Genomic DNA, 9863 nt, shown 5'->3' on the forward strand with positions numbered 1-9863 from the left:
AACCCCGCCCCTGCCGATCGAAATTTCTCTTCTGTTGCCAACGGTTCTGACCGTACCTATAAGGGTTTGAAACGAAATGATACAGGCCAGCAAGGTTAACCTCATCGCCGGGTTCTGACCGTACCTATAAGGGTTTGAAACGTAGCGCTCCAGCGCCCTCGCGATGATGCGCCCGGCGGTTCTGACCGTACCTATAAGGGTTTGAAACCCAGAGCGGCCTGGATCAGCCAGGAAAAGAGAACCGAGGTTCTGACCGTACCTATAAGGGTTTGAAACATGGAAGAGGGCCGGGCCAAGAACCGGGTGGAGGCGCGTTCTGACCGTACCTATAAGGGTTTGACACAAACCCAAACAAAGGCTTTTGGTAACATGTGTTGCGTATGGCTAATCACCCTCGAGAGGACAAATCGCTCCGGCTCACAGAACTGGCAAAAGAACTTAAGATCTCTAGGGTAACCCTTTGGAGGGCTCATGCCTTTTATACCAGGAAGACCGGCGAGCCTTCAGTCAAAGCAGGGCGAAGCACCGTTATCTCCCCAAAAGAAGCCGAGGTTTTGAGGGCAGCGGATCAGCTGCGCCGGGTTCAAGGGATCGGCCTCGAGGCGGCCATACAAAAGGTGCTGGAGGGTCATCCTTCCGGGGTTCCTCTACCGGGCAAGCAGCCGAGCCCAACCGATGAACTTCGAAGCCCGGGTCACTGGCAAGCCGGCCTCGAGGAAATCAGGAAGCTCTCCCAGATCTTGGAAGAGGCCCTGAATGAACTAAAGGCCATCCGCTCCGAACTCGAGGCCATCCGCAGGAACACCCAGCCCCTTGAAGGGGCGGTTAGGGTGCGGGTGACCCGGGGCCCTGAAGACTAGAATTCCAGGTCAATGGGCTCCAGGTCCGGTTGGAACCGGACCTGTCTTTCTAGTTCCTGCCGGAGCCTTTTGGCCTTTTTGAGGATTATATCCACCTGCTTCTCTGAAGGCACCTCTAGGCCGTGGATCAGAAGGGAGGCGTTCCTGGCCTGGACCGCCCCGCTCAGACCCTGGACCTCCTCTAGGCTTTCCCCTTTGAGAAGAGGGTCGCCTAAGACCCGCAAGAAGGCGAAAAGATCCAGAAGGCCGAGCCGCTTGCCCACCCGGGCCTCCTCTGAAAGGATACTGGAAAGCTCGGCCTGGAGCTTTTCCCGTTCCCCTGGGGAAAGATTTGGCTCGTCGGCCCTCCGTCCATGAAGCCGGTAAAGTCTCTCCTGCAAGAGGAGCTCGAGGGCCCGGTACGCATAAAGCGCCTTCAGGAAAGGCCTCTTTTCCTCTTCCGAAAGCCGCAGGAGGGTGGCCACCACGCCCAAAACCCCCTTTGAACGGCCCAGGTCCTTGCTGGACACAAAAGCGTCCGCCTCCCTTAGGAGGTCCACCTGCTTTTGCAGGCGGCCCATATGCCGGGCGAGAGGGTGGTTTAAATTGGAGTCCTTCCCTAGTTGATTCAGGAGGCCTTCCCCCTGCTTCGAGGCGTTTTTGAAATCTAAGGCCCACCAGTTGGCGTACATCTCGCACAAGCTGTTGTAGAGGGCGTACTTAAGTTGGTTGGTTTTACCCACCAGGCGTTTAAAGTAATCGGCTGCCCCCGAAAAATCCCGGTTCGAGTAAAGTTCCCGGGCGAAGAAGGCGTCCACCTCGCCCACCACCTCGTGCGGGTTGGGCAGGAGGAAAAGCGCCTCGCTTCCCGCCCTCGGGCGGCGGAGCTCGGTGTCGTACTCCTCGTTGTCCACATAGACCACCCTCAGATTTTTGTAGAAGCGTTGGAAGAAAAAGCCCGCTGCGGCAAGACCCGCGCTCATGGCCTTGGTCCCGCTGGTGATGTCCAGGGCCACCTGGGTTTCCTCCCCCTGGGAGACCGCCTTGAGGGTTCCACCGCCCTGGGCGATCTCCTTGAGGAGGCGGTGGACCTCCTCGTAGATCCTGGCCACGTTGCTCTTGTCGATCCGTATAGGGTAGATCTCCTTGCCCGTGTCCTTCCGGATCTGTTCCAGGTAGCGCTCGGACTCTGCCGTGTGGAGCACGTACACCTTTTCCGCCCCCGCGCCCAAGATGGCCAGGATGGTGGCCTCCGGGCTCGTGCCCAGGGTGTGGATGGAGACCCGGAATTCCTTCTGCATGGGGCGGACCCTGGGCTCGGTCTTCCAAAGGGCGAGGAGGCGGGGCCAGACCATCTCCTGGTAGAGGGCCTGGGCCCGGTTGCTCCCCTCTGCCTTCACCGCTTCCTTGTAAGCCTGCCAGATGGCCTCGAGGGGTTTGGCTTCTCCGCTTCTTTCCATCTTTCCCTCCTTAAGCTTCATGGCCTGGGGTATCTCCTCCGGAAAACGGTAGGCCTTTGCTCCTCCGGGCGCTTTTGCGCCCTCAGAGACATTTTCCCCCAGATCTGCTCGCCCAGCAAACTGAGCATCTCTCCCAGCCCTTTTCCTTGAACAAACTCCCCCTGTGATAGGCTAGGCCATCCGCCTCTGCGGATTGTTCCTTTTCCATTACATTAAGGGGAACCAAGTGGCCTCCTGGACGGACCTTGTCCCCTCAATAGCCGCTTTTTGAGAAATTCATCGGCCCTTTCCAGAAGGTCAGGGTCCGGAGGCCCTTTCCAGTCCTTCTTCTTCTCGAGGAACAGGACTTCCCCTGGATCCCCCTTCTCCCAAGGCACCTCCTTGCTTCCTGGGAAGTATGGGCCTTGGCCCTTTCCCATGAAGCCCTATAAAGGCCCGGGGCCATGGTGGAGACCAGGTAGACCTCCTGGGGTGCAAAAGAGGGGTAGGCCGCGTAAAGGGGCACGACCTGGACGGAGACGTTGGCCAGAAGAAGGGTGCTTTGGAGGCTAGGACGGCGGAACGAAGGGCTTTTGGGACGGGCCGGCTCGGTTCGCTTTTCGTTCTCTGGACGTTTCCCGGATGCGGAAGCGGACTCAAGGAGTTCATCGAGCAGGTGGACACCGTACTCCCGGGCGAAAACCCTCCAGCGGCTTAGGAGGTTGGGCCCCTCATGCTCATGCTTCATAAATAGACACCAGGGGCATACACAGCTTTCCCCCGAGCCTTTTGGCTCGTTTGCTGAACTCTGCGAAGCTTTCCCAGTGCATCTCCCCTTTTAGGTAGGGGCGGCCTAAAATAAAAGGGGCCCGGGCGGGGGCATGTCCGCTTTTTGCTTGAAAGGTCTACCTCCTCAAGGGCCAACCCCTCAGGCTCTAAGTGGAGGCGCCCGGGCCTTTGCGCATAGAAGCGGGCTTCTTTCACCCTGCCCACCCGGTTTTGGACCAGCTTAAACCCCTGATAGACGGGTCCAGGATCGTTGCCCAAAAGGGCCACGTAGATGGCCGCCCTGGGCTGATTCTCCCCACCGCTTGCGCCGGCGTGCCTCCACCCCCACCTCCTCAAACCAACCCCATCCGCTCCAGGACCTGCTTTACCATCTGGTCCCTTTTAGCCATGTCTTTGAGATCCCGGGGGTTGCTGAGCAGCTTGCCCTCCTTAAGGGCCTCCTTCAAGCCGTCAAGCTCCTGCGGCCCAAGGGCCAGGATGCGCGAGGCCTCGAGCTTGAAGAAGGCCTCGAGTTCCCGGTATTTCAGGGAGCGAACCCGGGTGAGCAGGGCCTCGTACTCCGGGCTGGAAGCCGCCCGGGCCTGGCCCCCTGGGGCGGACCCTTCGGCACACCCCTCCTCGAGGACCATCCGCCCGTAGCCGGAGCTGGTCTTCCCCCCGACCCCCTCCTCCGCCAAGGCCCAGGCCAGGATCCGCCAGGCGGCCTCCATAAGGCCAGGGGGCGGGGAAAACCCCGGGGCCGGGGCCAGGGCCACCAGGAAGGTCCCGGTGACGCTCAAAAAGGGCACCGGCACGGGGCTATCCCAGTCGGCGGGAGGGGCGTCTGCGCCCCCGTAGTACTCCGGGTGGTGGGGGTTCAGGAGATCTTCCCGAAGTTCCCACTCCCCTGGAAGCGGCAGGGCGTCAAAGAAGACCACCGCTCCCTCCTCCTCCTGGGTGCCAAAGAGGGCAGCCTGGGCCTCTCCCCGGCGGAACTCGCCCAGATTCCGGCGCCAGGCCTCCCCTTCCAAATGGAGGTGGGCGTACCGGCTGGCCAGCCCCTTCAGGGCGGAACCGGGAATATAGGGCACCCCATAGGTGCGGTGGAGGGTAAGCCCCGTCTCCAAGACCCCCTTCCCCCCAAGCCCCACCACGAGGCGGCCTCGAGTGGTGGCCTTGCAGGTGCGGGCCCCCACCGCCTTCGAGGCCTCCTGGTAGCGGCGGAAGAAGGCGGCGTACTCCCCGGGCTCGGGGATTTGAACCACCTGCTGGACCAGTTTGTGCTTGGCCTCCGTATCCTTGCGCTTGGCCTCCGTATCCTTCCGATCCGCGCTCTCCAGGTACCGGTCCAGCCAGAGGCCCCGGTGGGTCTCTGCTTGGGAAAGGTTCAGCCTCTTTATGGCCCCCTCGAGGCTTTTCCTCATTCCGCCTCCTCGATCAGGGCCTGAGCGAAGCGCTTGAACCACTCCGCCGCCTGGAGCACCTCCCGGGTCAGGCGGAGGTAGGCGAGGAGTTCCGCCTCCCGGGCGGCCTCGGCCAGGTCCTTAAGGCCCTGGTACCCAAGGACCTGGGCCAGGTCATCCCCAAGCCGCTTGTGCTCCTCCTTGCCCCGGGACTGGACGAAGGCCAAGGCCTGGGCCAGCCCCGCCTGGCGCACCAGGACCGGGAACCGGAGGGCCATGTCCTTATACTCCCCACCCCCTCTCCTCGAGGCGGCTTCCACCTTTTCATAGGCCTTCTGGGCCCATTCCTGTGACCGGGTCCGCACGGCCTACCCCCCCACCCTCACCTGGCAAAGCCCCCGGCCCACCGTGGCCTTGCCGCCAAGCTGCAGGGCGCCCTCCAGAAGCCCTCTAAAGAGGCTAAGGATGGCCTCGGCAGAGAGCTCCTTCCCCTTGTGGAAGGAACGCTCCGCCCGGACCAGGGCATAGAGGAGGCTCTCTGCGGGCAGGTTCTCCTCGTACCAAAGGGCCCCCTTGGCCACCGTCTTGGTCTCGTCGTTTAGCCGGATGCGGGCCACCACCTCCGTGGCCGTCTCCAGGAGGAAGGCCATGAGGTCGTCGTGGAGGAGGACCAGCCGGCCCTTGACCGGGGCCTGGGTCTTTTCCCCAAGCCAATCCTCCCACGCCCCGAGCCGGCCCTCTTCCCGGGCGGTGAGGTCCAGGTCCTCGAGGAAGACCTTCCCCTCTCCCCGAAGGCGGGAACCGGGGGCCACCAGGGCTTCTCCCTTCCCAGGCGGCTGGACGCTCTCGGGGGTGGAAAGCCCCACCAGGCCGGCCTCCCTCAGGAAGCGCTCCAGAAGGTAGGGGCTTGTGGCGTAGGCGAAAACCCCGTACAGGCTCCGAACGGGAAGGAGAAGGAGCCTGGCATCCCCCACCTGGACCGCCCCCGCGTGCTCCGCAGCCGAGTCCGTCTCCGGCCCGAAGACCGCGAAGAGGGTGTCCTGATCCAACCTCCCGCGCGCCCGGTCCCGCAGCACCCCCTTGAGGGAGCTTCCCGGGAGGTAGGGGATGCCCGTGGCCTTCTCCCGGGCGATGGGCAGGTCGATAGCCCCAATGCCTTGCCCCGTCCCCGCGTGTAAGGGGGAGAGGGCGTGGATGAAAAGCAGCGCCTTGGCGTCCATATCTGCTTCCTCTCCTAAAGGCTTTCCACAAAGGCTCGGATAGGATCTGTTTTGCCCGCAAGCTTAGGGATTCTCTTGGCCTCTTCTGGGGTCAGGAATACGTCCACCTTCACCCTTTGTTTCTCCCACTCCAGCACTGCGCCCCCCTTGGGCACCCGGGGCGCCTCGAGGACGGCCACCAGCACCATCTTCTCCGCCAAGGGGCGGAAGAGGAGGGGGCTGGCCAGGCGCTCGGCCTCGGCGCCCTTGAGGGTAGAATTTGGAAGAGTTTTATCCCTAAAGTGGAAAATGATGGGCAGGCCGAACTGGCCTCGAGGGAACTTGTCCAGGGAAGCCTGGGGGGCACGCCGGGTTAGGAGGCGGCGAAGGGCATCGGGTTCGGGCCAGCGGTTTTTCCCGGGCCGGCCCCCCTGGCCCGTCCGGTCCTGGCGGAACTTCTGGTACCGCTCGGCCACCTCCCGCCAGGAAAGGGGGACCACCCGCACCAGGCTCCCTGGGGTGAGGTGGGGCACCCCCTCGGGCCAGCCGGCGGGGCGGCTATAGCGCCTGAGCCTTTCCCGGATCTCCTCCTCTTTAGGAGGCGAGCTGCCCTCACGCGCGATGGCCCCAAACCCCCGCCTCGTCCGGGCCCCGATGCCGCCGAAGGTCTCCCAGGCCCAAAGGGCCGCCTCCACCTCCTCGAGAAGCTCCTTGGGAAAGCGCAGGGTGAGGCGGAAGACGACCCCCACCTGCACGGGGTAGTTTTTGGGGTCTTGTTTGTTCTTCTGTAGGGGAAAGGCCAGGTAGGGGTGGGCCACCTCGTGCTTCCCCGTCAGGGGAACACCGATGTGCTTCCCCGTCAGGGGAACACCGATAGGCTGAGCCTTGGGAAAGCTCTTGCCCGGTTGGTCCACGAAAACGTGCTTGGATTCCCCCTCCTTCTCCGTTTTCAGAAAGACCACCAGGGGCGAGGAGCGGTCCGTGGAACCGAAGATCTCCGCCTCGAGGTCGCGGAGCTTGTCCAGGCTTCCCTCGGCCCGCCATCCGCGGATCGCCCGCCAGAAGAAGCGGAGCTGGCCCCGCACCTCCGTGGCCCGGACCACGGTAACCGGGTCCTTTGTTTTGGGTTCCACCCCGCCCCCAAAGAGCGGGGTGAGGAGGTGGTAGGTGCGCTCCCAAACCTCTTCCCCGCCCTCCTTCCGCTTAGGGGTATACGCCTCTTTCCAGCCTTTCATCGCCCCTCCCACTCCAAAAGCGCCCCGTCCCAAAGCCCCACCGCCGCCAGGCCAAAGCCATCCTTTTGGTCCTGCTCCTCATCGGAGACGTTTTGGAACCAGACCGCCTCGAGCCAGCGGGCGATCCGGCCCTCATCCCACCCCTCTGGGAACCGGAGGAAGTAGACGCTCCCCATGGGCACCGCCCGGCGGCTGGGCTTGGGCCGGTTTTCCTTGAGATCCCACCCCGAGACCGCAAGGGGCCTTTCCAGGGCCACCGCCACCACCTTTGGCCCGGAGCTCCCTTGGGAAAAGGCCCTGGGAAGGAAGCCCTGTTGGAAAAAGCCTGGGGTCAGTAGGAAAAGCCGGGCCGCCCTGTAGCGGACCAGCCCCTCCAGAAGCCCCTCAGGCGGCCGGGGAGGCTTTGGCCCCCCCTTGTGCCAAAAGGCAAGCCGCCGCTCACCGCCTAAGGGGAAGATGCCTTCAAGCTCCTTTTCGTCCTCGGGCCAAAGGACGAGGGCCAGGCGGGTGGTTCCGCGGAGGCCCTGGCGAGGGCCTTCCTGAGGGGAAGGCCGCCCCACGAACTCGAGGCCGGAGGTCTGGAACAAGAACCCCTCCCGGGCGCTCCCTTTGGCCGGATCCAGGCTCACGTGGGTGCGGACCTCCGGGACCGGCCCCGGGTGTTCCTCAGGCGAAAAGCCCTCGAGCTCGGAGGGAGAAGCCCCAAGAAGCCACCTTTCGAAGGAGTCCCAACTCCAAAAGGGCTTGAGGGGGGTTGGCTTGTCCCTGAGGAAGGGGTCCTTAAGCCCCACGAGCTCGAGGCCAGCCGGAAGGTTGGTCCCCGCCCCTTCCGGGGTCTTTAGGGGGCGCAAGGGGTAGACGGTATGGCCTATCCTCAGGGCGTCCAAGGGCCTGGGGACGAGGAGCCGCCAAGTTCCTCCCCTTTCCTCCACAAGAAGGGGCCCCCGCACCCCCCAGGCGCGCACCCGGTCGGAGTCCTCGGGGAAGGAGAGGCCCTCGAGCATCCCCCGCCGGGCTCGATAGGCCCCGGCCAGGGTCTGGGGCAAGGGGAAGGGCAGGCTCCGGGCCCGGGCGCCCGGGGTGTTGTCAAAGGGCCGCCCGTCCCGAACGATCAGGGGATCCCGCGGTTCAATGAGCACGCCACACCTCCAAGCTCTCCACGGGGACGGCCGCCTGCTCCAGGGCCTCGGCCAAGGGCTGGGCCAAGAGGAGCTCCTGGGTAAGCCGCCTCACTCCCGTCTTTCCCCCAAGGCGTAAGCCGAGCTCCTCTTGGTAAGCCTTCTCCATCGCCTTCCGCCCCAGGATGCGCCGGGCCTCCGCGAGAAGGGCTTCCTCAGAAAGGCGGAACTCCTCCGCCTCCTGGAGCAGGGCCCAAAGCTCATAGGCGGCCTTGGCGGGCACCGCATCGGTCCTGAGGAGGTCCGCATAGCGGTAAAGGCGCTGGGTGAGCCGGGGGGCCTCGTCCCAGCGCCCCCGAACGGTGAGCTCGGAGCCCGAGCGGGGGCTATAGGCCACGGCCAGGGCGTTCTTCCTTTCCTCCTCTTTCCCACCCGGCAAGCCCTCCTTGGCCACCTTTTCCGTCCGCCGAACCAGTTCCAAGGCGTCCTGGAGGTGCTCCAGGTGGTGGACGATGGCCATCCCCACGGAGAGGCTTGGGGCCTCGCCCCCTTGCCCATAAGGGGCCATGACCTCCTGGAAGCGCTGGGCTAGGGCCCAGGCCGCCCTTAAGGCGGTGTGGAGGGGAAGAACCGCCAGGACGTCGTCCCCGCCGGAGTAGATCAGGCCGCCTTGGTGCTCCGCTACGATTTTGCCCACTTCCTGGGCAAACTCCAGGGCCTGCCTACGGGAAAGCGCCCGATGGACCTCTGGGGAGTCCTGCTGGTCTATGGTCTTGCCCATCCGGTCCCCGTCCCCCAGGAGGAGGGCGTAGTAGGTGCCGGGCGGGGCCTTGACCTTCCTCTTCCTGAGCTCTTCCCAAAGGCGGCTTAGACGGCGCCTGGCCTCCTCCAGCCTCCCTGGGTCCTCCGCCAAGGAGGGGAACTCCTCGAGGCGGGTTTCGTAGAGGAGGCGCACGTCGAAGCGGGCAAAGGGGGTGTTCCGGAGGACGGGGTGGCGGGCCTCCCGGACAGGGACCCCCCTATCCTCCTTGTCCATCAGGTTGGCCACCTCCCCCAGGGCCTCTTCCAAAACCCTTTGGGCCCCCCGGGCTTTTACCCCCTGCCAGAAGGGGAGGGCGGCCGCGTGGGTGGCGCTTAGGAAGGGCGGGGCTTCCCAAAGCCGCTTAAGGAGGTCGGGCCCCGAAAGGTGCTCTCCTTCCCGAAGGCCAAGCCTAAGCCTCAGGCGGGCTTCGTTTCCCCTAAAGGCCAAAACGCTTTCCCGGGCCCCGTCCAAAGAGCTCTTGTAAAGGGGAGCGCCCCAAGAGACGGGCCTAAAGTCCCGCGTGGTCTTCCGGGCGGCGAGGAGGGCCATGAGCCGCCTGCGGGTCTCTGCGTAGCCCCCCTGGAGGGGAAGATAGGCGTAGTAGCCCTCTAGGAGGTCTTCCACCTGCTCCAGGGCTTCCTGGAAGCGAAGGTGCTCCCGGTATGGCCCAAACGCTTCCTCGGCCTTCTCCTTCAGGTAGGCCTTGGCGGCCTCTAGGGCCTCCTCCCCCAGTTGGATGGGATCGAACCCACTGGGCACCTTGGCGAGGAGGACATTGGGGATGCCCGCTTCGCCCAGGGTCTTCAGCTCTTCAAGGCTTTCCGGCGCGGGAAAGATGAGGTTTTGGGGCCCGATCGCTTTCGCAACGCTCAAGGCCGCACTAGCCGCCGCCTCGGAGAGTAGGCGGCTTCCCGCGAAAAAGTCGCGGAACCTTCGGGCCGAGGCGATAAACTCCTGGACCGGCCCTAGGGTGATGGCGATAAGGTATTCCACAGCTTTTTACTATAAAGCCAAAGAGGCCAGCCTGTGTAGTCGGTCAAGACATTTGAGACTCCCTGGG

At 64.1% G+C, this 9863-nt stretch carries 9 protein-coding genes and 1 CRISPR repeat array; of the genes, 1 reads left to right on the top strand and 8 read right to left on the bottom strand.

What is annotated here, in order from left to right:
• The first annotated feature begins 42 nt into the window (after window positions 1-42).
• Window positions 43-343: a CRISPR direct-repeat array (repeat unit 31 nt; unit sequence GGTTCTGACCGTACCTATAAGGGTTTGAAAC).
• Window positions 344-554: 211 nt separating this feature from the next.
• Window positions 555-860: a hypothetical protein gene (locus tag C4301_RS07975; RefSeq protein ID WP_352414567.1), complete on the top strand. Its 306-nt coding sequence runs from the start codon at window positions 555-557 to the stop codon at window positions 858-860.
• Here the strand turns inward: C4301_RS07975 and C4301_RS07980 are convergent.
• The 8 genes from C4301_RS07980 to cas10 all read right to left on the bottom strand — a co-directional run bounded on the left by C4301_RS07980 (window position 857) and on the right by cas10 (window position 9796).
• On the bottom strand, window positions 857-2320 hold the full coding sequence (locus C4301_RS07980) for a TIGR02710 family CRISPR-associated protein (RefSeq protein ID WP_352414568.1): 1464 nt from the start codon (window positions 2318-2320) through the stop codon (window positions 857-859). The genes C4301_RS07975 and C4301_RS07980 overlap by 4 nt on opposite strands.
• A 232-nt stretch (window positions 2321-2552) precedes the next feature.
• On the bottom strand, window positions 2553-3026 hold the full coding sequence (locus C4301_RS07985) for a hypothetical protein (RefSeq protein ID WP_352414569.1): 474 nt from the start codon (window positions 3024-3026) through the stop codon (window positions 2553-2555).
• A 373-nt stretch (window positions 3027-3399) separates the two neighbouring features.
• The gene (cmr6, locus tag C4301_RS07990) at window positions 3400-4470 is read right to left on the bottom strand and encodes a type III-B CRISPR module RAMP protein Cmr6 (protein ID WP_352414570.1); all 1071 of its coding nucleotides are present in this window, start codon (window positions 4468-4470) and stop codon (window positions 3400-3402) included.
• The gene (cmr5, locus tag C4301_RS07995; RefSeq protein ID WP_352414571.1) at window positions 4467-4814 is read right to left on the bottom strand and encodes a type III-B CRISPR module-associated protein Cmr5; all 348 of its coding nucleotides are present in this window, start codon (window positions 4812-4814) and stop codon (window positions 4467-4469) included. The genes cmr6 and cmr5 overlap by 4 nt, the downstream gene beginning before the upstream one ends.
• 3 nt (window positions 4815-4817) lie before the next feature.
• A complete protein-coding gene (gene cmr4 / locus C4301_RS08000; RefSeq protein WP_352414572.1) occupies window positions 4818-5669 on the bottom strand; it encodes a type III-B CRISPR module RAMP protein Cmr4 in 852 nt (283 codons plus the stop codon).
• Between the two features lie 14 nt (window positions 5670-5683).
• Window positions 5684-6883, bottom strand: coding sequence for a type III-B CRISPR module RAMP protein Cmr1 (gene cmr1 / locus C4301_RS08005; RefSeq protein WP_352414573.1), 1200 nt, complete (start codon window positions 6881-6883; stop codon window positions 5684-5686).
• On the bottom strand, window positions 6880-8022 hold the full coding sequence (locus C4301_RS08010; RefSeq protein ID WP_352414574.1) for a type III-B CRISPR module-associated Cmr3 family protein: 1143 nt from the start codon (window positions 8020-8022) through the stop codon (window positions 6880-6882). Before C4301_RS08010 ends, cmr1 begins: the two co-directional genes overlap by 4 nt.
• Window positions 8012-9796: a type III-B CRISPR-associated protein Cas10/Cmr2 gene (cas10, locus tag C4301_RS08015; RefSeq protein WP_352414575.1), complete on the bottom strand. Its 1785-nt coding sequence runs from the start codon at window positions 9794-9796 to the stop codon at window positions 8012-8014. The genes C4301_RS08010 and cas10 overlap by 11 nt, the downstream gene beginning before the upstream one ends.
• Window positions 9797-9863: the final 67 nt, after the last annotated feature.

Origin of the sequence: Thermus sp., from assembly GCF_040290245.1 — a bacterium.
Classification (GTDB): domain Bacteria; phylum Deinococcota; class Deinococci; order Deinococcales; family Thermaceae; genus Thermus_A.

What these genes read in the sequence shown, in the direction of transcription:
- C4301_RS07980 (WP_352414568.1), bottom strand. Translation starts at nt 2,320, where the DNA reads ATGAAGCTTAAGGAGGGAAAGATGGAAAGAAGCGGAGAAGCCAAACCC.
- C4301_RS07985 (WP_352414569.1), bottom strand. Translation starts at nt 3,026, where the DNA reads ATGAAGCATGAGCATGAGGGGCCCAACCTCCTAAGCCGCTGGAGGGTT.
- cmr6 (WP_352414570.1), bottom strand. Translation starts at nt 4,470, where the DNA reads ATGAGGAAAAGCCTCGAGGGGGCCATAAAGAGGCTGAACCTTTCCCAA.
- cmr4 (WP_352414572.1), bottom strand. Translation starts at nt 5,669, where the DNA reads ATGGACGCCAAGGCGCTGCTTTTCATCCACGCCCTCTCCCCCTTACAC.
- cmr1 (WP_352414573.1), bottom strand. Translation starts at nt 6,883, where the DNA reads ATGAAAGGCTGGAAAGAGGCGTATACCCCTAAGCGGAAGGAGGGCGGG.